Source organism: Streptomyces sp. NPDC054932, from assembly GCF_053610205.1.
Genome location: NZ_JBSGXU010000056.1, coordinates 12,676 through 34,912, shown reverse-complemented (window position 1 = coordinate 34,912; position 22,237 = coordinate 12,676). Strand labels below are relative to the sequence as shown.

Here is a 22,237-nt window from a genome sequence, read left to right as displayed (position 1 = left end):
CGCGTACCGGCAGACCCGCGTTCGAGCACGGCATTCGCCCAGCGGCTATCGCGCAGCAGATCGAGCTCGCAAAAGTGTGTCGAGCGCACGCACCGGGGACCTCGGGGCCATCGACAGGCGGGCGTCGAGGGCTGCCTCCCATTGCTGGGTGAGGCCGGCCATGAGGCGTTGGCGCATGCCCGGGGTGACGTGGGCGTAGCGCGCGGAGACTGATCCGTCGATGTGCCCCATCCGCTCGTCCATGAGGACCTTCTCCGTGCCGAGGTCCTCCATGTGCGTGCGGTGGGAATGGCGCAGGCCGTGCGGGGTGAGGCCCCTGGCGATGGCCGTCCAGCAGGCGTCGGCGCGACCCTGGGCGTTGCGACCCCGGACCGGTATGCCCGGGAACGGGTCGCCGAGGAGCGGAACGGGACGGGGCTCCTGCGGCGCCTTCTTCGGGTACCAGCCCGTCGTCGCCGGGTGGAAGAGCCAGGTGGCGAAGCCGTTGCGGCGCCAGTGGGCGGCGTGTTCCGAGGGTGCACCGCCTCGTACGAAGCCCAGCTCGGTAATGGCGAGTTCGACGCGGGTACGGGTGACCTCGCGCACGCGGTCGGGGTGGTTCAGGACGTTGGACACCGTTCCCGTGGAGACGCCGGCGCGGCGGGCTACGTCGACCAGCTTCGCACCTTGGTGGCCTCCGGTGCGGGCGGTGCCCTGGCCTTGGAAGACGTACGTCCTGCCATGGCACGGGCACGGCTTGGGCTTGGTACGGGCGACGTGGTCGGCCACGAGGGCCGAGAGCCAGTCGGGGGCGTCGATGGTGCGGTAGCTGTCGTCCTTAGGCGGGCAGCGGACCATCACACCCGAGTCGAGCTCGTACAGCTGCCACTCGACACGTACCGAGCCCCGGCGGGCGAACTCGGTCTCCAGACCGACGATTTCACCCCAGCGCATGCCGGTGTACGCCTTGAGGAGCACCGCGACGAACTCGTCGTCCCGCCCGGCAAGGAGGGCGGCCCGCTCGGCGATCAGGAGGACGCCGAGCGCGTCGGTGACCACCTTCTCGGGGCCGCGATCGGCGGAACGGCCGGCGCGTTTGCCCCGTCCTCGGCGCTTCGCGGCGGGGTTCGCCTCGATGAGCCCCTCGTCGACGGCATCGGCAAGGATGAGGTGGAGGGTCGCGCGCCAGGTCTTGACACTGGAGGCCGCGTAGGAGGCACGTTCCTGCTTCTCCCAAAGCGCGACGTCGGTGCGGAGGATGCCGGCGAGAGCCTTGTCCTCGAACACGGGGAGCAGGTGCTCCTCGATGTGGCGGCGGTAGTTCTGCATGGTGGACGCTGCTAGGTCCTGGGCCGCGTACCAGCGGCTTGCGTACTCGGCGAAGGTCTCCTTCCCTAGCGACGGATCGCGTACGTCTCCCCGGCGGAACCCGATTTCCGCTTCGTCCGCTGCCCGCTTGGCCTCGCGCTTGGTGGCGAACTTGATCGTCGCGCCGGTGTCGTCGACGACGGTGTTGTGCTTGCCCGGCTCGGTCTTGTACCGACCGCGCCAGTAGTTTCCGCGCTTCTCCGCGAAACCCAACTCTTCCCTCCCCCTTCGGATCCCTCTACTACGCGGTGGTGTCGAACTCGTCCTGCCGGGTCCTGCGCGGCGGGCGGGCGCGGAGGCGGGCCGCCGTCGGGACCGGCCTGGTACGTGGGGCGGCTGGGGCGGCGGCTGATCCGATGGGTTCTGGGCGCTGGGCCGGCCGTACTTCGTGCAGACGGACGATCTCGGCGAGGTGCTCGGCGGTGAAGCGATACGAGCGGCCGACTCGCGAGCAGGGGATGAGCGTCCGACTGGCCCGGTCCTTGACCCACCAGACGGAGCAGCCAAGAGCTGCGGCGATCTCCTCGGGGCGGTACAGGCGGGGCAGGTCAGGACTGATTTTCGCGGGGTGTTTGGGCATGCGTCTGTTGTAACTCCGATTCCCCGGTTTGGGTGACCGGGGATCGTGGGGTATAAAGCCCCGCCGCTTCATTTCGCGCAGGACTTAATGAGGTCCATGACTTTGCGGAGGAGGTCGGCGACCGACAGCGTCCAGGTGATTCGGACATCCGGCGCCATGCGCCCAGACGGACCACATGTACAGGCCGCACGGTGTCTGACGTGGGAGCGGGCGGCAACATAGACGGCACTAGCGGCAGCGGTCAAGGATTTCGCGGTGCGATCTTTCCCGCTCCGTATTCGGCGCCGGCTTTTTGGTCAACCGGGGATCCAGCCCTACCGTTATGGCATTCCCCCTGCGCCATTTCGACTGGTGCTGCTTCGTAACCGGAATCGCTGGACTTGTCCGAAGTGGGTGTGGCTATGTTGTCCACGCGCCCGGTTCGGGAATTGATTCGACCTCCGGTGCAATGCGCTGCGGACCATCCGAGCCCCCACCGAACTGCCGCTCCCCGCTGGACGATCGAGAGGAACATCTGTGCCCCACCGCACGGCCCAAGTGGCCGTCCGCGCCCCCCTGCCGGTCCCCAGGACCTCGTTCGCCTACTGCGCGAAGGCGGGGCGATAGGCATGGCGCGCATCCGCACCATCAAGCCGGAGGCGTTCATCTCCGAGTCGCTCGCCAAGGTCAGCATCGCCGCCGAGCGGACCTTCTTCGGCCTGCTCACCCAAGCCGACGACCACGGGCGGTTCCGCGACCAGGCCGCCGTCATCGCCGGAGCCCTGTGGTCGCTGCGCCCGGAGCACGGCGCTCTGGAGGTCGAGGACGACCTCAACCAGCTCGACACTGCCGAGCTCATCTGCCGGTATGAGGGCGACGACGGCAAGCGGTACCTGCACATCGTCACCTTCTCCATGCACCAGAAGGTCAACCGGCCGAGCGGTAGCCGCCATCCGGCCTGCCCCCGCCACGAAGGCGGTCGAGTCCCTGCGAATTCACTGCCGACGCACGGAGGTCTCCGTGAGGGCACCATGCAGGTTCACGCACCCCTCGCCGAGCCCTCCCCCGAACGGAACGAACCCTCACCCATCCACATATCCGCAGGTCAGAGCGGATTCAGTGATCCCTCCGGGAGCGCGCAGGGAGGTGTCCGGGAGCCCGCGGTGAGCCCTCACGGTCCGGATCTAGGACCTAGGAACGTGGATCTAGGATCAACTCCGTTGGGGGGCGCGAGCGCCCCAGCACACGACACCGTCTCCCCCTCCCAACTCGTCGCCGAGTACGCCTCCGCGTGCCCCAACCGACCGCCCGCCGCCGTACTGGGCCAGCTCGGCAAGACCGTCGACAAGCTGCTCTCCGAGGGCATCGACCCGGCCCACATCCGCACCGGGCTGGCGCGACTTCGGGAGAGGGCCCTGCACCCCAGCGTGCTGCCCAGCCTGGTCAACGAGGCCATGAACCCGCCGCAGACGGCCGCCGCGCTCCGGGGCGGCCACCGGCCCTACGCCAACCCCGCAAACCCCGAAGCCGCCTACGGAGGTGCCCTGTGACCACAGCGACCCGTGAACCGCAGCGCGCCGGGCTCCTGGCTGCCCGCCTGAACGCGATCCTCGCCGCCAAGGGCATCGACCCCGACGCGGCCCCCGCCCAGCCCGTAGCGGAACCGGTGACCGCCCTGGAGCTGGCCGACCGGCGAATCCCGCCCCGCTACCGGGAGGCCACCGCCACGGACCCCGGCGTACGCGCATGGGCCGAGCAAGTCACCGGCATGGGCCGGGTGGGCCCCGGCGGCACGCGGGGCATCTCCTACGGGCCCTCACTGCTGATCGCCGGCCCCACCGGCAGCGGCAAGACCCACCAGGCGTACGGAGCAGTCCGCTCCCTTCTCATGGCGGGCGTCCGGCTCAGCTGGCAGGCGGTCACCTCCGCAGACCTGCACGCCCAGTTCCGCCCGCGCCCCAACCACGACCCCGAGCGGGAGATCCAGGAACTCGGCAGATGCCCGCTGCTGATCCTCGACGACCTCGGCGCGGCCAAGCAGTCCGAGTGGACCGAGGAGCTGACGTACCGGCTGATCAACCGCCGCTACACCGAGATGCTCCCGACGCTGATCACCACCAACCTCCCCATCGCCGAGCTACGCGGAGCCGTCGGGGACCGCGTCGCATCCCGGCTGGCGGAGATGACCACCCGCGTCATCCTCACCGGCCCGGACCGCCGCCGCACTCAGCCGTCGGACTCCTGACCGCCACGGTCCCCTACGCATCGGGGACCGAGCCACCAAGCCGGACCACTCGGGGGGCCGTCCCCAAAACCACACCCGGTCCCCGGTCCCCGCTGAGAGGGGACCGTCCCCAAGACACACCCCTCGGTCCCGTACGGAACGGGACCGTCCCCGAACACACAGCCGATCGGGGACCGTCGCGGATCGCCGCTTGCAAACGGGGACCGTCCCCGCAACCAGCACCTGCCCCGGAGAACGGCGCGGGGACCGATCTCCGCATCGAGACGGTCCCGAATTCTTTCCGCAGGTCAAACGGCTGATAAGCAGACTCGGTCCCGGTGACCGCCCGGCATCACCGCGTTGGGGACCGTCGGGACGTCCCGCCATCTGGGGACCGTCCCCAGATCCCATTGGGGACCGTCAGGTCATCGGATCTCGGGACCGAAGGGGACCGGTCCCCTCACCAGTGACCACGGGGACCGTCCCATTCGGTCCCCACGCTTCCCCCGCCGCGCCCCGCACGCCGCTCGCCCGAGTCCCCAACGCGCCGATCCCCGCCGCCCCCTGTTCCGGACGGTCCCCGATTCGCCTTGCTGCAGTGATCCCCAATTCCCCGACCCTCGCCCCAAACGCCTTCGGGGGACCACGCCCGCCACCACGCGATCCGGGGACCGGACAGCCTCCCGCATCCCGTCCCGGCACATGCCTGCTCGGAACCGCGAGGCGATCGCCCTCTCACCTCACCCTGCAGGAGAACCACCCGTGACACCCGCCTCGCAGCACGTCGGCGACACACCCTCGCCGTCATCAAAGTCGTCTACGCTGACCGACCGTTGGCGGCGCGCGTTCGGCAGGACGGCTCCTGGCGGAGCCAGTAGTACCCCGAGTCCGACTCAAGGTCGGCCTTCGGGGATCTCCGCCCCGGGGGTGGCGGAGACGGCCCCGCGCCAGGGGGCGCCGGACCAGGAGGTCGGGTCCGAAGGCGGCCCCGACCAGGAGACGCTCCACGCCGTCCAGCGCGAGATCCTCCACGCCGTACGCAGCGCCGAGCCTGCCGCCGGCGAGCCGACGGTGAAGAGCGTCCAGCCCACGATCCGCCGCTTCACCGGCAACAAGCGCTCCGACCGCGTCGGCCCCCTGCGCTTCACCGACGACGAACATCCTCGCCTCCAAGAGGCCGCAGCCGAGCACGGCTACAAGGGTGTATCCGGCTTCGCCGCCGACATCGTCCTCGCCTTCATCTACGGGCGGTTCACCGCCAACCTCCCGCTATCCGAGGACCGGCGCCGTAAGCACGTGTTTCGCGCCCAGGTCCTGCGCCAGTGCAACCGCATCGGCGTCAACATCAACCAGATCGCCCGCGCCCTGAACACTGACCTCACCCCGCCCGACATACGCCAGCGCCTCGACGAGCTCCACGACCTGCTCGTCCTGATCGCCGAAGCCCTGCGAGAGCCCGCCGACCCGAGGGAGGTCTGACCCTCGTGATCGCCGCCATCAAGCCCTCCGGCGCCAACACCCGTGGCCTGCTCGCCTACCTCTACGGCCCCGGCCGCCACGACGAGCACACCGACCCGCACATCGTGGCCGGCTTCGCCATGCTCGCCATGCCCGACCCCGGCCGCGACGAGAACGCCACCCTCACCCAGCTCGCCCGCTACCTCGACGAGCCCGTGCGCCTGCGCAACAGCGAGTTCGGCAAGAAGATCACCGACCACGTCTGGCACTGCCCCGTCCGCGCAGCCCCCAAGGACCGCCACCTCTCCGACGCTGAGTGGGGCGAGATCGCCCAGCGCATCGTCGCCGCGGCCGGCATCGCGCCCGAGGGCGATGACCTGTCCTGCCGCTGGATCGCAGTACGCCACGCCGACGACCACATCCACATCCTCGCCACCACCGTCCGCGAGGACGGCCGCCGCCCCAAGCTCCACGACAGCGGTATCCGCGTCGGCGACGCGTGCCGGCAGATCGAGAAGGATTACGGCCTGCGCCGCCTGAAGAAGGGCGACCGGACCGGCACCCGCGCCCCCACCCAGGCCGAGATGCACAAGGCCGAACGCCTCGGCTGGGAGCAGACCAGCCGTGAATGGCTCCAGGGCCGCATCCGCGCTGCCATCCCCCACGCCCGCACAGCCGAGGAACTCCTCGCCTACCTCGAAGCCGACGGCATCGCGGTCAAGCCCCGGCGCGGCCCTTCCGGAGACCTCCTCGGCTACGCTGTAGGCCGCCCCGGCGACCTCAACAAGGACGGCGAACAGATCTTCCACCCCGGTGGGAAGATCGCCCCGGACCTCACCCTCCCCAAGCTCCAGGCCCGCCTCGAAGCCGGCCAGCCCGAGGAACACCCCACCGCCCGCCGCAACCGCCCCGCCACCCCGTGGCACCACGCCACGGAAGCCCTCGACAGCTTCCGCACCGACCTCGCCGACGACACCCATGCCCAGGCGCACATCACCGCCCTCGGCGAACTCCTCGAAGCCACCGCCCAGAAAGCCCCCACCCACCTCCGCGCCGAACTCCACGCCGCATCCAAGGCGTTCGCACGCGCCCAGCGCTCCCAGATCCGGGCGGAAGACCGTGCCGCCCGCGCCATCCGCAACGCGGCCCGCGACATCGTCCACACCGCCACAGGCCCCGACGGCAGCGCCCTCGCAGCCCTCATCGCAGCCCTCCTGTGGGCTGGGATCGTGGCCGGCCGCTGGCACGAGGCCAAGGGCCACGCCCACCAGGCCGACGCCGCCCGGCAAGCCCTCCACCACCTGCAGGCAGCCGCCGAGCAAGCGCTCACACCCACGGTCGTCGTACTCGAACAGCGTCAGCCGAGGGAGGAAGCCCGCCGCGCCCTTGCCCACGACGTACGCGCCGCCGTCCCCGACCAGGCCGATCGCATCCTTGCCGACCCTAGCTGGCCCGCCCTCGCCGCCCTCCTGGCCGACGCCGAAGCCGGTGGCCACCAACCCCACCAGCTCCTGAAGGAGGCCGCAGCCCAGCGCGAACTCGGCACAGCCCGTCAACCGGCCCGCGTCCTGATCACCCGCCTCCAGCACACCGGCCGCAACCCCAGCCCAAACCCCCGCGCCGAAGCCGCCCGCCGACGCACAACGGCATCGTGGACCGGCCAGCCTGGACACGGCACGCAGCCGCCCACCGCCCCCGCAGCCCCGCCGAACCGCCCACGACGCTGACCTCCAAGGCGCCGCACTTGGCGCCCCGCGCTCCGCCAGACGGGCCGTCCCTACAGGGCAGCTCGACCGGCCAACGTGTGCACCGTTACCCGGGCGATAGCAGCGACGGCGCGCCCATGCGAAACCGCTCCTGCTCGCACGACGGGGTCGGCATATATAGCTGACGAACCCCGGTCAGCCAAACCGGGGATTCTCCAGATCATTGAAATACCCGGGCTCCTCGCCCAACCCCACCAAGCCGCACGGTGCTGTCGGCATACCCACACCAGAAGGAGCACCACCCTGAACGTCCACCCCATCACTGCCATGTTCCCGCCGCTCACCAACGAGGAACTCCACGAGCTCACCGAGTCCATCAAGACCCACGGCCTACGTCACCCGATCGTCTTCGGCCCCGACGGGGTCCTGCTCGACGGTCGCAACCGACTGGCCGTCTGCAAGGCCCTCGGAATCGAGCCCCGCTTCACCACCTACGAAGGCGCTGATCCCGACGGATACGCCCTGGCCATCAACCTCCGCCAGCGCAACCTGACCACGGGGCAGGCGGCGGTGATCGCAACCAAGGCCCAAGCCAGCACCGAAACGAATGAGCACCTCGCCCCAGAGGCCGCGATGCAATCCCTCAGCGAGAAGACCGGTATCTCCACTGGCCGACTGGAGCTGGCCGACTTCGTCATGCGCCACGAGCCTAACCTCGTAGACCCGGTGATCACGCGTGCCGTCAGCCTGGACGAGGCCCACGAGATCGCACTCGCCAACAAGGTTCGTGCACAAGCCAGCCAGCAGCACTTGGCCCGACTGCGCGTTGAGGCCCCTGACCTCGCCGACCGGGTCATCACGGGCGAACTCACCGCGATTCAGGCCTGGAACAAGCACAGGGAATGCATCAAGGAAGACGTACGGCAGCGGAGGGTTGCAACCTATCTCCTGTGCGATGTCGTGACGGCTCTCGCACAGACACGGGGCAGCAGGACCTTTGCCAAGTACGACCCCCAGTACCAGGCACCGGGCCGCTCCGTCACCCGCGAGACCATCGCCAACGCGATGACCGCCCTGACCGAAATGGACGCCATATGGCGGGAGCGCAACCTCCCGTAAGCCGGCGCAAACGCCGACCAGCTGCTCCTGCCGCCAGAGCGGCGGCGGGAGCAGCGGCATATACGGCCCCGGTCAGGGGGTGAGGCGGTTCGGTCCACGGAAGAGGAAGGTCGCTTCGCGGATAGAGTCCAGGCCCATCATGACCATGAGGATCCGGCCGAGGCCGGCGCCGAGGCCGCCGTGGGGCGGGCAGCCGAAGCGGAAGATGTTCAGGTAGTCCTGCATCGGCTCGGTGCTCATGCCTTTCTCCTCCGCCTGCTTGAGCAGGACGTCGGAGCGGTGCTCGCGCTGGGCCCCGGTGGTGACCTCCAGGCCCTTCCAGAGCAGGTCGAAGCTGAGCGTCAGGTCTGGCTGTCCCTCTGGGCGCATGTGGTAGAAGGGCCGGATGCTTGCCGGGTAGTGCGTGATGAACACGAACTCGTGCCCGGTCTGCTCTTTCATGTGTGCGGCAATCCGGCGCTCACCGTCCGGGTCCAGGTCCTCCTTCACCCCCTCCGGGTCCCACCCGCCGGCCCGCAGAACCTCCTGCGTCTCGGCCATCGTGATCCGCGGGAACGGCGTCTCCGGCACGATGACCTCGACCCCGAACACCTCTCGGATCCGCGCACCGTGGACCTCGGCCACCTTGGCGATGGCATGGGCGAGCATCCGCTCCTCGAAGCCCATCACGTCCTCGACGCTGTCGATCCACGACAGCTCCACGTCCACACCGGTGAACTCGGTCGCGTGCCGGGAGGTGAATGACGGCTCGGCCCGGAAAACCGGACCGATCTCGAAAACCCGGTCGATGCCGGCCGCCACCGCCATCTGCTTGTAGAACTGCGGCGACTGCGCCAGGTACGCCGACCGGTCGAAATACCCGAGCTTGAATACCTCCGCCCCGGACTCCGAGGCGGTACCCATCAGCTTCGGGGTGTGCATCTCCGTGCAGCCGTTCTGCATGGCGTACTCGCGCAGCCCCTGCTCCAAGGTCGTCTGCGCGGCGAACACCATCTGCGCGGCCTCCCGCTTGCGGACGTCAAGGAAGCGCCAGTCGAGCCGATGCTCCGGCCCGGTCTGCTCGTCGATCGGCAGCGGCGTCTCTGCCACGTTCAGCACCTCGACCGCCTCGGGGACGATTTCCAGGGCGCCGAGCTTGACCTGCGCCGCGTCCACGACGCGTCCGGTGATCCGTACGGCGGACTCCGGGGTGAGGGACTCGAGCACAGCCTCCAGCGGGCCGCCGTCGCGCCTGTGGGTCACCTGGACCATGCCGGAGTGGTCGCGCAGGATCACGAACTGCATCTTGCGCTGCAGCCGGAGTGCGTTCACCCAGCCGGAGACAGAGACGGTCTGGTCGATGTGGCCGCGTAGGTCAGAAGTCAGTACGCGGCTCGTGGTGTGGATCATCGCAGCCCTCCAGGGGCGTCGTCATGATCCCTTGGGAGTGCGGGCGAGAAGGGAACTCGCGGTACCACCGCACTTTCGCCGCCGCCTGTAAGCAGCAGCCTCATTCCGCCCTGTGACGGGGGCGAGCCGGCGGGGCATTGGGCCAAGGGCCGTTCCTCCCCGCGCTCAGGAGGGTCTTCGCCTCGGGCGCGAGTCCGCCTTCCCAGCTACTGGCGGCTCTCTCTGCTCGCGTGATCCTCGGCTACTCGTCTCCGTCTACGCGTTGGCCACGAGGATAGGAAGCGGGCACGGCACCTGCAACGCAATAGGTGTGTAACCCGACCTCGTCGGGCCTCCTGAGGCGGAAGCCCAACGAGGCGTTCACCAGCCCGCTACTTGATCGCGACTACGTACACGCTCGCCCACTGCCTCTTCGGGTTCGCCAGGTCCGGGTCGAAGTCCCAGGGCTCGACGGTGGCGAAGCCAGCCTCGGTGAACAGCTGGCTGAGCTTCTCGAAGTCGTACGCCCAGTAGTGCGGGTTGTACGTGGGGTCGTCGTCCTGGTCGCGGAAGACGTAGTTGATCAGGTCAAGGTAGGTGTTGATGTCCTTGCGGCAGTCTCGCTTGCCGTACCACCGGGAGATCATTTCCTCGGCCTGCTCGGGGCCGGCCGGGTACTGGCCGAGTACGAAGGCCGCGTCCGGCACCCCGGTGATGAGACGGCCGCCGGAGGCGAGGACGCGGTGGGCTTCTCGGGCGTACTGCTTGGCGGAGACCGGGTAGTCGATGTGCTCCAGGAAGTGCTCGGAGAACAGCACGTCCACGGAGTCGTCCTGCAGCGGGATCCCCTCACGGACATCCCACAGCAAGTCGGCGGGCGGCACGGCGTCGATGTTGCAGAAGCCGTCGAGGCGGTGGGCTCCGCCGCCGACCTGGACTTTATTCGGTGCGGCGTCGACCAGGCCGCTGGGGAACGCCTTCTGGCTGGCGCGGTGGTAGCGGCTGAGCTCGATCTCTTTGGCCGCAGCGCGGAGGGTGCGCGCGAGGCCGTGGGTGGTGGCAGGGTCGGCGAGGAGAGTCGTGATCTGCTCGCCGAGGAGATCGACGGTGCAGCCGTCCGTGCGGTGGGCATTCATCAGCTATGCGTCCTCTCGCTTCAGGCCGTGGCAGGGGTGGGTGAGGTCCACTGGTTGTTGCGCATGAGCGTGTACTTGATGTCGACCAGGCGCGGGGCGATGGTCAGGTCGAGTTCTTCGGCGGGATGGAGCCGGCCGCGGTCGTCCTGCTCGGCCCGCCAGACCCGGTAGTCGAGATCGGGGTACGCAGGGTTGATGCCGATCTCGCCCTTGGGGATCGTGCCGTTGAAGGGCGCGATGATGTCCATGTGGTTCCAGTAGTTCCACGCCTGGAGCGCCTTGTGCTGGTCGAAGTAGAAGTAGAAGTCCGGGTACCGCCCGAAGGTCCGCAGTTCGCGGTGGATCAGGTGTCCGAGGAGCGGGCCGAGCTGGGTGGAGAGGCTGTCGAACTCCCAGCGGGTGTGGTGCCAGGCTTCCGGGACCTGGCCGGGCGTGAACAGCCGGGCCGCGACGAGGTGGCTGATCCGCTCGGTGAGGTAGGCACCGGCGTGAGCGGCGTCGAGGCTGGGGTCGATCCGAGCAAGGAGCGAGCCCAGCTCGTCCGGTGAGGGCCGAAACTTCGCGAGATCGAACTTGCCCGCCATGTGCGGGAAGGACGCGAACAACATGTCCTTGTAAAGCCAGTTGTTGAATTCGCCGAGCTCGGCCCTCTCCTGCGTCTGCTGCGTGGTGGAGTGCAGCATCAGGTACTCCGCCAGGGCCTCGAAGTACACGTACCCGAGGATCGGCAGCCGAGGGATCGTCTCGTCGAGGAGTCGCAGGAACGTGCTGGGCTGGACTGCGGCGCCCTGGTAGGCGACGGCAGCCGCCAGGGCGAGGAAGGCCGTGGAGTTTTTGATCCTGCTGACGATGGTCTCGCGCAGCTGGTGTCGCTCGGTCTTGGAGAGCAGGTACTCCAGGCGGCTGTAGATCTGCAGGTGGATCGAGCCGAGGCGGAGGTAGTCCACGCCGGCCAGCCCGCGGTACGCCTGGGGCGGCAGGTTGATCTCGAAGATCAGAGGCGTCGGCACACGCTTCGGTGTGCCGGCCTGCGCCACGAAGGCCGGGGCCTCCTTGGTCAGCACGTACTCGGCGAGGTTGTGCATGCGGTATCCGCGCTCCGTCGGGGTGAGGGGCGCGCAGTACACGCTGCCGACCAGGCAGCCCCCGGAGGGATAGAGCGAGCCGTGCTCGCTGATCTGCTCCAGAGCGTGTGTGACGTGCAACAGGTGCAGCTTGCCGTCCCCGCCCAAGGCACGAAAGAGGGCGTTGTCCCGCAGCAGCCAGCCGTTCGGGGTCTCCGCCACGAGCCTGTTCTCCCAGGCCGCAGCCTGCTCCGCGAGCGGATCCTGGCCGTCCACAGGGCTGGGGATTAGCGTCGTATCGAAGAAGGCGTGGGCATCGGCCCACTGCTCGTAGGCGTCCAGGAAGTCCATCAGCGGGTCAGCTCCAGCTGCGCAAGTCCTACGAGGACCGCCTCCGTGCTGCTCGCTCCGGCCAGCCATGCGGTCTCGGACCGGACAACCAGCTCGAAGGCAGTCGTGCGTAAACCGTTGAAGGCGTCGGAGCGTACCTGGGCGGGGTCAGGCCACCAGCTGAGCTTCGGCAGCCGGTAGCGGTCCAGGGCGTCCGCGGCCTTGAGGAGGTCGCAGATGACCTCAGCTCGGGTGTGATCGGCTTGATCGTCCTCGGTGAAGGCGTCGTACGGCACGTCGTGGAGCCGCACCGCGGTGGCGGCGGTGGCGATCCGGCTGGGCGTCGCCATGACCCCGAAGTGGGGCCAGACGGTGTCGGCGTTGTCCGTGAGCCAGATGGCAGCACGCGCCCCATGGCCCCGGTCGTCCTTGTCGTGGAGGCGACGGCAGTCGTGGACGGCGGCGGCCAGGACCAGCGTGGCGGTGTCGTCCTCGCTGAGCCCGGCCGACTCCGCGAGCAGCGCGGCCAGCGCGGCGGTGCGCATCGCGTGCCGGATCCCGTGGAGGGAGTCCAGGCACTTCGCCTCGGCCAGCCACCCGGCAGGGATGGCCGAGCGGGAAAGGAGCGACTGTGAGGTCTTCCGCAGCCGGGGAGGCGGGCCGTCCGAGAAGACCGGCCGGTTCGCGGTGATCCAGCGAACGGTGGCGGGATCGGTGTACTGGTGGTGCGGTAGCTGCTTACGGGCAGCCAGCTCGACCAGACTGTCGGCCGGCGAGGTCGTGCTCATCGGGCCCACCCCCTCGGTGGTCTGCGACAGCGGATGCCTAGCTGACGGACGCGGTCTGGGCCGCCTGCTCCTTGCGAGCCTGCTCGGCGGCCTCGAAGGCGGCCGTGAACTCGGCGAGCTCCTCCTCGGTCATGAGGTGCACGCCCAGCTCATCGGCCACGGCGCCGATGCGGGCGACAGCCTCGTCCCGCGCGGTGGTGCTCGCCTCGTCGTCGAGCAGCACCTCAAACTCGGCGTGGTGCCCCCAGGCATCGCTCCACTTCACGGCGATCTCGACACCGCGGAAGCGGAAGTTGTGGCGCTGATTGAACGCCTGGTGCATGGCGTCCTCGAAGCCGAGGGCATTGAAAATCCGCACAGCGGCCGGAACGTCCTCGCGGCCGATGGCGAACTCGGTCTCCGGGAAGGCAGCGCCCTGGCCGATCTTGCCGGCCTTGAGCGTGATCTTCGCGGAGCTGGCCGCGATGTTGTCCGTGACCTTGAGCAGCTGGTCGGGCAGCACGTAGAAGAAGATGTTCTTGTCGTCGCAGCCGAGGTCCTCGGCCTCCTGCGTCAGACGCGCGAGGAGCTGCTCGTACGCGTCCTTGTCGAAGCGGGCGCGCATCTCGATCTCGATGGCCACAGTGGCTCCCTTACGGAATCGGGCATGGGTGATCCGCCCGAGCCAGGCAAAGCGGGGCTGGCTCAGTTCAGTGCGGTGTGTGATTGATCAAGCGTCCGGGCGGTGCGGTACGCGGGTGCGTGCCGCACCGCCACAGGGCAGGAGCGTCAGGCGAGCTCGCCGAAGCGGTCACGCACGACGCCCTCGTGCAGGTAGTTCGGGAGCGGCACGCCGCCGACGGACACGCGCTTGGTGGCGACCTGTTCCTCGGTCTCGTCCGGGAAGCCCTCCAGCAGCTGGAGGCACTGCGCCACCCACTCGCGGGACTTCTCCCAGTCGCCGGTGTCACGGCTGCGGACGGCGAGCGCGAAGGCGGTCTCCGTCGCGGCCCATCGGTCGGTGGCCAGCTCCTGCTGGAAGATGCTCTCCAGCTCGGCCACAGAGGCGACGCGGGTCGGGTTGGTCATGACGTCTTCTCTCCTACGTTGGTGCCTGGTGGTGTTCAACGCGTCGACGGCCGATCGGTGACATCGGTCGGGCTCAGTAGGTGAAGATCTCCGCGAGGGTGCGGTAGTCGTGAAGCTCGTCCTTGTCGAACCACAGCTCCAGCTCCTGGTCGGCCTCGGCCTTGTTGCCGGAGGCGTGGACCAGGTTCGCGACGGCCTTGCCAGAGGCCGCGCTGGCGCCCCGGCTGTAGTGCGAGAAGTCGCCGCGGACAGTGCCGGCGGGGGCCTCGTTCGGGTAGGTGCTCCCGACGATCTTGCGTACGGTGGCGACGGCATCGAAGCCCTCTAGCACGAGCGCGATCACCGGGCCCTGCTGCATGAACGTGGAGGTCAGGTTATAGACCTCGGCACCGAGCCGCTCCTCCAGGTCGAAGTAGTGGCGCCGGGTGAACTCGGCGTCCATCTGCTTCATCTTGATGCCGACGATCTTCAGCGCCGCATCCTCGAATCGAGCGATGATCTTCCCCGCGAATCCGCGGACCATCGCGTCGGGCTTGAGGAGGACGAGAGTGCGCTCCACGGTGTTTTCCTGATCCTGGGCCATCGGTTCCCTTTCAGCTTTCAGGCAAGCCATATGACGGGCGCTCAGCGCCTCGCCCGCTTGAGGTTACCTGCGGCGGAACACCCTTCTGTGCCTGTCAGTTGAGGCCCGGAGAGGGATATCGGCCAAGTGGCCGAGACCTTCTCTCGACGAGTACCCAGTGCAGCTGTTCCAGGCGGAAAACACATTTCCTGCACGCGTGGATCTCGGCCTCAACACCGCTCACGGCGATGGAGCCGATGACGGTCACCTCTACATGGAGCCGTTCGCAGCGGAAACAACTCCCGGTGGTCCACTCGAACCGCTGCCACAGCTGCTGAGGCTTCACGTGGCCGGATGGTCGCGGGCCGGCCGGAGGCCGTCGATCGGGGCCATCCACTCCTTTCCGCCGCCCTCCGGCCGCAGCCAGGCGCTGGCGGGCGGCCTCTCGGAGTAGTAGGGCCACGGCTGCACCTCGCCCCGGCGGCCGGTGCCCGTGTCGATCACCAGCGCATGGACCGTGAGCCACTCCGGCAGCGAGCTCCAGCCGGCGGCGGCCTCGACGGTCACGTGGCGTCGCGATACGGCCGGGACCACCCCTTCGGGGCCTTGCGATGCGGGCTTCATGGCTTTGCCATCTCCGATCTCTCTGCCTGAAGAAGACGGGTGGGACGGACCAGTGTCACTAGCAAAAGCCAGTTGATGCAGGATGAGTTGCTCGCATCGCCCAGCGGCGTTCTCGGTCTGTTGCGACAGTAGCCAGGGCGCCCCACGACACCCCGGAAAAACCTTCCGGGGTCCACTTCGGCCACGAGGTGATGATCAGGACATGCGAGGTATGACAGAGAACCTGACCATCGGCGAGCGCGTCGCCTGGTATCGGCGCCGTCGCGGCCTCTCCCAAGAGGTACTGGCCGGCCTTGTCGGCCGTACCACGGACTGGCTGAGCAAAGCGGAGAACAATCGGATCGAGCTCGATCGCCTCTCGGTGATCACATCACTCGCCGACGCCCTCGATGTCTCCCTTGGAGACCTCCTCGCCGAGCCCGCTCTCATGGAATGGTCGCCCGACAGCGGCCATCGCACCGTTGCCGCGTTGCGCGAAGCGCTCATGGACTACAAGCAGCTCACACCCCTGCTGGGGTCTGCACCCGATGACGAGCCACCTGCCCTGCAGGACCTTCGTGCCAACGTGGGCGAGGTGCTCGACGCCTACCAGGCGTCCCGCTACGGCTTCGCTACTCGACGTCTCCCCCTCGTCCTGGCCGACGCCCTCGCCGCATCCCGCGCTTACTCGGGGGATCAGGGGGAGGAGGCTCACGCGCTACTCGCCCTGGCCTACCACGGCGCAGCCATGGTGCTGGGCAAGGTCGGAGAGTCCGAGCTGGCGTGGATCGCGGCTGACCGCGGTCTGGCAGCCGCGCAGCACAGCGGCCGAAGCGAGGTCACAGGTTCACTCTTCCGCGCGGTCACACACTGCCTACTGGCCACCGGACGCTTCACGGCAGCGATCCAGCTGGTGAACGACGCGGCTGCCGTCATGCAACCGGAGCTGGGCAACGCGAGCGACGAGTACCTCTCCGTATACGGCACGCTGTTCCTCACCGGGGCGATGGCCGCAGCCCGGGCAGAGGATCGGGCAACTACGCAGATCTTCCTCCGAGAGGCGGACGAGACCGCGCAGCGCCTCAGCGCCGATGCCAACCACCTGTGGACAGCCTTCGGACCGACCAATGTGGCCATCCACTGTGTAGCCGCAGCCGGCGAACTGGGCGACATTCAGGTCGCCGCGGACCTCGGTCCGCGAATCGACACCAGCGGTATGCCAGTGGAACGGCGTGCGCGGCACAGCCTCGAAGTCGCCAGGGCGCTGAGTGCCTGGAACCGGACTGACGAAGCCTTGGCCGTCCTGCTGGAAGCCGAACAGGTCGCCCCCGAGCAGGTCCGCCACCACTACATGAGCCGAGAACTGGTCATCGGCTGGATACGCGGTACCAGAGGCCAGCCGTCCCATCCCCTGGCCGACCTGGCCCGCAGGCTCCGCATCGTGGCGGGCGGCTAGAGTCCAATCCGTGAGCGAGAACGAGCACGAAGCGAAGATGGCCCACCCCCGCATGGCGGCCGGCGCTCTCTTCTTCGACGAAGCTGATCGAGTCCTCCTCGTCGAGCCGTCGTACAAGGACTACCGGGACATCCCTGGCGGATACGTCGAGCAGGGCGAGTCGCCCCGACAAGCCTGTGTGCGCGAGGTCCATGAGGAACTGGGCATCAAGCCCCACATCGGCCGCTTGCTCGTTGTCGACTGGGCGCCGAACCCAGGAGAGGGCGACAAGGTCCTCTACCTCTTCGACGGCGGCCGCCTGGACGCAGACCACCGCCAACAGATCGCACTGCAAGCGGACGAGCTCCGCAGCTACGACTTCCACGGCGCCGAACAGGTGCCAGACCTCACCATCCCCCGCCTCGCGCGCCGAATCGCCGCAGGCATCCAGGCCCGAACGGACGGCCTGACTGCCTACCTGGAACACGGGCAGTCGCCGGAAACAGGGACCTGACTACACCTGTGCTGCCATCCGGGACCGAAAGGAGGGGTCTTGGCAACACCTCGCCTCCAAGATCCGCGCCTCCCTGACATACTGCCGACCCTTGCTGCCCGATGCCGGCTACGCGGTGAGGCTGCACGACACCATGCTTCGAAGCCGTCTGGGTCGCCGCCGCGGCCCTGGCATCCCACCAGGAGGGGACCGTCGCACATGGGCAGGACTGAGTACTACAACGACCCCGCGGCACCGAAGGCGAACACCCTTATTCCTGCCAGCAACCTGCTCGTCGTCGAGGACACCGGCGCCATCCTTCTCCAGCGCCGCCGTGACACCGGCCAGTGGGCGCTACCCGGAGGTGCCCAGGACATCGGCGAGACGGCTGCACAGTGCGCCGTACGCGAATGCCTCGAAGAGACCGGCATCGTCGCCGAGATCACCGGCTTCCTCGGGGTCTACACCAACCCCCGCCACATCGTGGCCTACACCGACGGCGAGATCCGGCAGCAGTACGAGAACACCTACATCGGCCGCCCCGTAGGTGGCGAGCCAACGGTCAACGACGAGGCTGACGGCGTCCGCTTCATCCAGCCCGCCGAGCTCGACCAGTACGACATCCACCCCAGCATGCGCCAGCAGATCGGCGACTACCTCGCCGGCGCATTCCCCCACCTCGGCTGAGCCAGCAGTTCATACTCGCCCGAGCAAGAGATGATCTCCAGCCGCCACGGGAGTGTCGTGAACCTGCTGCCGACCACTACGAGCACAGACATCCAGGAGTCGCAGCCGATGGTGGCCGTGCTCCCCATCGGCTCCTTCGAACAGCACGGCCGCTATCTCCCACTGATCACCGACACAGCAATCGCATGCATCATCGGCCAGGAGATCGCCGACGCCTACCCCGTGCACTTGCTCCCGCCGATCACGGTGTCGTGCAGCCACGAGCACGCCGCGTTCCCCGGCACCGTCAGCATCAGCGCGAAGACCCTCTGCGCATTGATCGACGACATCCGGGCGTCCCTCGCCCGCTCCGGCATCACCAAGCTCGTGATCATCAACGGCCACGGCGGCAACTACGTCCTGTCCAACATCGTCCAGGAGGCGAACGTCGACGGCCCCGCCGTCTCCCTTTTCCCACTCGGGGCCGACTGGGACCGGGCCCGCGACCACGCTGGACTTGTCTCCGATCGACACGCAGACATGCACGCCGGCGAGATCGAGACATCCGTCCTGCTCCACTCCGCCCCGGAGCTTGTGCGGGACGGCTTCGCCTCCGCAGACCACGATGGCGGCTCCCGTCCTTTCCTCCTGGTCCAGGGCATGAGCGCGTACACGGAGTCCGGGGTGATCGGTTACCCCTCATCTGCCTCGGCAGAGAAGGGCAAGGCCGTCCTCGACAGTCTGACAAGCGGCTTCGTGGCGCATCTCAGCATCCTCGGCGGGGGCCGCTGAAGTGACACATCGAATCTGTGGCTCCTCGGAGACCTGTGCCGGGGAGTGGGTCAGTCCGTCGCCCGCCCGTTCACCATGAGGTCGGCGGCCGAGCGGCACGGCCGCCCCATCTGGGCACATCGCTGTTCGAAATTTGGAGGCAGCCAGCCTCGGCCAAGCAGCCGGGGATGGGCGGGGAACGCGGTGAGTGCGGCTAGCGCGAAGATGAGCGAAGCCCACGGTGTGTGCACGCGGATGGTCATGTGCCGGCCCTGGGTGTTGGTGAAGCTCATCTGGAAGACATCAGGAGCGGCAAGATCGATCGCGCTCAAGGCCTTCCACTCGATGTCGAGCCCGCTCGTCGGGTGCGCTAAGTGCAGACGCTGCAGCGTGATGGTGACTTCACCGGCTCCGTCCTGCACCCAGCGCGGCTGGGCGTCGCGGGCTGCTTGGTTGCGGCGGGCGGAGTTCCCGAGTGCCGATCCCACCATGCTGCCGATCACCCAGGCCGGGCTGCCGAACGCGGTGACGCTGTTGTGGGTGTAACGACCGTTGCCGAGTGCCCGCCACGTCAGGCGCTGCCCCGGTCCGACGGCCAGGGCGCGCTCGCCAGTCCCTAGCCTCGCCGTCGTGGCCACCAAGGGGCGCCGGGCAAGCCGTCCCTCGACAAGGTCGGCGAGGATGTCGCATGAGTGCCAGAGGTACTCGTCCAGTGGGGACCACAACGGTTGAGGCACGAAGGGTTTGGCCACTGTCACTCCGACCTTCTTCTCAGAGGCTACGGATCTACATCGAGTGATCAAGCCTACGCGGAGCGTCCATTCGCGATGTGAGTTGCCGCACGAAACTCCGTGGCCTCGCCCGAAGGAACAGGCCTGGAAATGACGGACGTTCGGGTCCAGGCAACCCCGATGGCCGTCGGTGCGGGACTCTACCCAAGACGCATGCCGACTTGTCGCACCACTGACACGATGGCTTCGTGACGAGCAACAACCTTGGGGAGTGGAGCCCCGCTTCAGCCAGCGAGATGGCGGAAGTCTTCAAGCAGGCCAACTTCCCGTGGTGGATCGCCGGCGGTCGCGCGATCGAACTCTTCGTCGGGCACGAGCTGCGGACGCATGGAGACCTCGACGTTCTCGTGCTGCGGCGCGATCAGACACGAGCCCAGGAGTGCCTGCCAGGCTGGGATCTCCACGTCGCAGACCCACCAGGCACCGGCAAGCTCCGCGCATGGGGCTTCGGCGAGATGCTCGAAGAGCCCCTTCATGACATCTGGTGTCGCCGAACACCAGACTCGCCCTGGTCGGTGCAGCTCATGCTCGACGATGCAGTCGGCGACGAATGGGTATCGAGACGCGACCCCCGCGTGCGGATGCCCATCACCCGTCTCAGTCGCGTCGCCGCGGATGGCACCCCCTACCTCACCCCCGAGATGCAGCTCTTCTACAAGGCGAAGAACAACCAGAGAGAAAGACGAGATGGACTTCGACGCGGTCCTCCCGTCGCTGGACCAGGACCAGAGGGCTTGGCTGCTGGACGCCCTCAAGGTGACCGCACCAGAGCATCCCTGGCGACAGAGACTGCAATAGGCCATCTCCATCGCTTCTCCGCCAGCTTCTCCAACTGCCGGCTCGTTCAAGCCCGCCTGCCAAGCAGGAGTAGCAGACTGATCGGATCCCGCTCACCGTCGTGCACATTGCCATGAGAGGTGTTACTTGAACTCCCCACGCGGCAAGGCACACGTCAGGACAGACAAGAAGACCCAGCGAGCCGAGACAGCGCTCACTGGCGTTCTCGCCACAGCACCGGCCGATCAGCGCTGGCTCTCGGACGGCCGTGACACGCGGACCGTGCTCACCGGTATGGTCCGCGAGTGGCAGGAGATCTTCGGCGGCCGTTTCGAGAGCAGAACCACCGGCAACCGATGGGCTCATCTGTCCGACGACGCGTTGGTGATCGGAGGCTTTCGCCCGATGGGTCTGAGTACGGACCTCTGCGCAATCAGCGACCACGCTACGGCGCGCACGTTCGCTTCCGGCTACCGAGAGGCGATCTTCGGCAACGCGCCCCCCGTGGAATATTGGAGCACCGTCACCATCCTGGAAGACGCCATACCCGTGATGCTCGCAGTCCTGGACCGTGAGCTGACTGGTGCTGTCGGATGCCTCGACTGGTATCTGCAGACTCCATGCTTGTCCAGGCTGTGCCGACACCACCCTGACGGAGCCGGCGCACCGTTCTGCGGCTCGGCAGCCTGTGCAACCGCGTCACCGAGTTCGCCTTGTGACTGCGTCTGCGGGGGCGTGAACCATGGGATGGGCGAGGACGCCCTCCGGGCCATGCGGCCCGAAGCACCCGACTGGTCCTCAGCACCAGCTCCGGTATGGAGGCCGGGCTCCGGCAGCGTGGAAGTCGACCGTGAACACCGTCGGGTCGTCGGGCGCAATCCCTTCAGTAGACACGGCGCACGCGTACGGCCTCCGTCCTCAGCATGGACGGCCACGACAGTAGAGAACTCCTGACGCATGTGAAGCGGCCCGCTCGGCGACGGGACTGTGCCCGTTGCCGGATGCCTGCTTCCACTGGGGTCGCTGCTCGGCGGCGCAAGCCTCCCTATTGGCTGCGGTGTCAGCAGCCACGCCCTGGCCATCGGGGCTTACGCCTACCAGCCAAGGGTGCCGTTCCAGCCATAGTCGATCGACGAAGGGCTGGGCTGAAGATCGTCTGTTTACGATGATCGTTCCGCCTGCAGCCATGCGGGCCAGGGCTTTCTTCAACGCGACGAGGGGTCTCAGTGCGTCCGAGGTTGCGCATGTTCTCACTGGTGTCGCTCACCGTCCTGGCGGTGGCAGGATGCTCGGACGCCGGACAGCCGGCCGACCCAGGCAAGCTCACGCCTGCGGCTCCGATCGCAACCGACGCTGTGAACGAGAGTTCGATCTGCAAGATCGTCCTCACCGACGCCCAGCAGAAAGAGATCAGCGTCCGCGAGGCCACGCCTATGTCTGGCAAGGGCGAGATCTCCTGCTACTTCTCCATGACGCCGACCACCACGAATGCCGCCGGATATGTCGTCTCCTTGTTCAAGAGCGAGGAAGCCCTGCTTCAGACTGCCGACGGCACGAAGCCCAGCCCTACGAAGGCCGTTCCAGTGGAGATCAAGGGCCGCCTGGCAGCGCAGCAGATCATGTACGGCGACGACTGGCGGGCCTCACTCTCAGTGGACATCGGTTCCGGCCAGTTCCTCTTCGTGGAGAGGTACTCCCCGGGGCACGTGGTGTCCGAGAAGGACATGAAGGCTCAGGCCGCCACGGTTGCCGAGCAGGTCCTTGGAAACCTTCAGCAGTCGGGCAAGCGGGGCATCTAAAGGGGGCCGAACCGTCGCGGACGAGCCGACAAGCGGGCACCGACGAGGCACGTGGGCCACCCCGACGGAATGCCGTTCGGAGTACGTGCGTGATGTCTTCAGCTGCCAGTAGGGTTCTGAAGGACTTCTAGTGAAACGTTCTCGGTACGCGACTTCGCGTGCCTCTGGCAGTG

Annotated in this window: 22 protein-coding genes; 11 read left to right on the top strand and 11 right to left on the bottom strand. The window is 67.8% G+C overall.

From position 1 onward, the window contains the following. Nucleotides 1–45: 45 nt before the first annotated feature. Both ACWGE1_RS17635 and ACWGE1_RS17630 read right to left on the bottom strand, forming a co-directional pair. A complete protein-coding gene (locus ACWGE1_RS17635) occupies nt 46–1,560 on the bottom strand; it encodes a LacI family DNA-binding transcriptional regulator (RefSeq protein ID WP_453421396.1) in 1,515 nt (504 codons plus the stop codon). A gap of 28 nt (nt 1,561–1,588) precedes the next feature. Beyond that, a complete protein-coding gene (locus ACWGE1_RS17630) occupies nt 1,589–1,927 on the bottom strand; it encodes a DNA-binding protein (protein WP_453421395.1) in 339 nt (112 codons plus the stop codon). A gap of 608 nt (nt 1,928–2,535) precedes the next feature. On the opposite strand from ACWGE1_RS17630, the gene ACWGE1_RS17625 reads away from it, so the two are divergent. From ACWGE1_RS17625 to ACWGE1_RS17605, 5 genes are all read left to right on the top strand, one after another. After that, nucleotides 2,536–3,456: a hypothetical protein gene (locus tag ACWGE1_RS17625; protein ID WP_453421394.1), complete on the top strand. Its 921-nt coding sequence runs from the start codon at nt 2,536–2,538 to the stop codon at nt 3,454–3,456. Continuing rightward, nucleotides 3,453–4,151, top strand: coding sequence for an ATP-binding protein (locus ACWGE1_RS17620; protein ID WP_453421393.1), 699 nt, complete (start codon nt 3,453–3,455; stop codon nt 4,149–4,151). Before ACWGE1_RS17625 ends, ACWGE1_RS17620 begins: the two co-directional genes overlap by 4 nt. A gap of 906 nt (nt 4,152–5,057) precedes the next feature. Next, on the top strand, nt 5,058–5,609 hold the full coding sequence (locus ACWGE1_RS17615; protein WP_453421392.1) for a MobC family plasmid mobilization relaxosome protein: 552 nt from the start codon (nt 5,058–5,060) through the stop codon (nt 5,607–5,609). A gap of 5 nt (nt 5,610–5,614) precedes the next feature. Further along, a complete protein-coding gene (locus ACWGE1_RS17610) occupies nt 5,615–7,315 on the top strand; it encodes a relaxase/mobilization nuclease domain-containing protein (protein ID WP_453421391.1) in 1,701 nt (566 codons plus the stop codon). 306 nt (nt 7,316–7,621) lie between these two features. Further along, entirely contained in the window at nt 7,622–8,413 is a 792-nt protein-coding gene (locus tag ACWGE1_RS17605; RefSeq protein ID WP_453421390.1) for a plasmid replication/partition related protein, read from the top strand. 72 nt (nt 8,414–8,485) lie between these two features. On the opposite strand, the gene aspS is transcribed toward ACWGE1_RS17605, so the two are convergent. The 8 genes from aspS to ACWGE1_RS17565 all read right to left on the bottom strand — a co-directional run bounded on the left by aspS (nt 8,486) and on the right by ACWGE1_RS17565 (nt 15,353). Beyond that, the gene (gene aspS, locus ACWGE1_RS17600) at nt 8,486–9,802 is read right to left on the bottom strand and encodes an aspartate--tRNA(Asn) ligase (protein ID WP_453421389.1); all 1,317 of its coding nucleotides are present in this window, start codon (nt 9,800–9,802) and stop codon (nt 8,486–8,488) included. Between the two features lie 371 nt (nt 9,803–10,173). After that, nucleotides 10,174–10,917 carry a class I SAM-dependent methyltransferase gene (locus ACWGE1_RS17595; RefSeq protein WP_453421388.1) on the bottom strand — a complete coding sequence of 248 codons (744 nt, stop codon included), beginning with the start codon at nt 10,915–10,917 and terminating at the stop codon, nt 10,174–10,176. Nucleotides 10,918–10,937: 20 nt separating this feature from the next. Then, a complete protein-coding gene (locus tag ACWGE1_RS17590; RefSeq protein WP_453421387.1) occupies nt 10,938–12,332 on the bottom strand; it encodes a hypothetical protein in 1,395 nt (464 codons plus the stop codon). After that, nucleotides 12,332–13,099, bottom strand: coding sequence for a hypothetical protein (locus ACWGE1_RS17585; RefSeq protein WP_453421386.1), 768 nt, complete (start codon nt 13,097–13,099; stop codon nt 12,332–12,334). Before ACWGE1_RS17585 ends, ACWGE1_RS17590 begins: the two co-directional genes overlap by 1 nt. A gap of 37 nt (nt 13,100–13,136) precedes the next feature. Then, a complete protein-coding gene (locus tag ACWGE1_RS17580) occupies nt 13,137–13,721 on the bottom strand; it encodes a CYTH domain-containing protein (protein ID WP_406075191.1) in 585 nt (194 codons plus the stop codon). A gap of 146 nt (nt 13,722–13,867) precedes the next feature. Continuing rightward, nucleotides 13,868–14,167, bottom strand: coding sequence for a hypothetical protein (locus ACWGE1_RS17575; RefSeq protein WP_405710768.1), 300 nt, complete (start codon nt 14,165–14,167; stop codon nt 13,868–13,870). Between the two features lie 73 nt (nt 14,168–14,240). After that, the gene (locus tag ACWGE1_RS17570) at nt 14,241–14,750 is read right to left on the bottom strand and encodes a nucleoside-diphosphate kinase (RefSeq protein WP_453421385.1); all 510 of its coding nucleotides are present in this window, start codon (nt 14,748–14,750) and stop codon (nt 14,241–14,243) included. A gap of 321 nt (nt 14,751–15,071) precedes the next feature. Continuing rightward, nucleotides 15,072–15,353 carry a hypothetical protein gene (locus tag ACWGE1_RS17565; RefSeq protein WP_453421384.1) on the bottom strand — a complete coding sequence of 94 codons (282 nt, stop codon included), beginning with the start codon at nt 15,351–15,353 and terminating at the stop codon, nt 15,072–15,074. Between the two features lie 211 nt (nt 15,354–15,564). Here ACWGE1_RS17565 and ACWGE1_RS17560 point away from each other — a divergent pair, with 211 nt between their 5' ends. The 4 genes from ACWGE1_RS17560 to ACWGE1_RS17545 all read left to right on the top strand — a co-directional run bounded on the left by ACWGE1_RS17560 (nt 15,565) and on the right by ACWGE1_RS17545 (nt 18,718). Beyond that, a complete protein-coding gene (locus ACWGE1_RS17560) occupies nt 15,565–16,788 on the top strand; it encodes a helix-turn-helix domain-containing protein (RefSeq protein WP_453421383.1) in 1,224 nt (407 codons plus the stop codon). Nucleotides 16,789–16,798: 10 nt separating this feature from the next. After that, nucleotides 16,799–17,281 carry an NUDIX domain-containing protein gene (locus ACWGE1_RS17555; protein ID WP_453421382.1) on the top strand — a complete coding sequence of 161 codons (483 nt, stop codon included), beginning with the start codon at nt 16,799–16,801 and terminating at the stop codon, nt 17,279–17,281. Nucleotides 17,282–17,479: 198 nt separating this feature from the next. Beyond that, nucleotides 17,480–17,947, top strand: coding sequence for an NUDIX hydrolase (locus tag ACWGE1_RS17550; RefSeq protein ID WP_453421381.1), 468 nt, complete (start codon nt 17,480–17,482; stop codon nt 17,945–17,947). A gap of 57 nt (nt 17,948–18,004) precedes the next feature. Then, a complete protein-coding gene (locus ACWGE1_RS17545) occupies nt 18,005–18,718 on the top strand; it encodes a creatininase family protein (RefSeq protein WP_453421380.1) in 714 nt (237 codons plus the stop codon). 50 nt (nt 18,719–18,768) lie between these two features. On the opposite strand, the gene ACWGE1_RS17540 is transcribed toward ACWGE1_RS17545, so the two are convergent. Next, entirely contained in the window at nt 18,769–19,455 is a 687-nt protein-coding gene (locus ACWGE1_RS17540) for a hypothetical protein (RefSeq protein ID WP_453421379.1), read from the bottom strand. Nucleotides 19,456–19,724: 269 nt separating this feature from the next. Here ACWGE1_RS17540 and ACWGE1_RS17535 point away from each other — a divergent pair, with 269 nt between their 5' ends. Further along, nucleotides 19,725–20,402: a nucleotidyltransferase domain-containing protein gene (locus ACWGE1_RS17535; RefSeq protein ID WP_453421403.1), complete on the top strand. Its 678-nt coding sequence runs from the start codon at nt 19,725–19,727 to the stop codon at nt 20,400–20,402. Nucleotides 20,403–21,509: 1,107 nt separating this feature from the next. Further along, nucleotides 21,510–22,064, top strand: a complete 555-nt coding sequence (locus ACWGE1_RS17530) for a hypothetical protein (protein ID WP_453421378.1) — start codon at nt 21,510–21,512, stop codon at nt 22,062–22,064. Nucleotides 22,065–22,237: the final 173 nt, after the last annotated feature.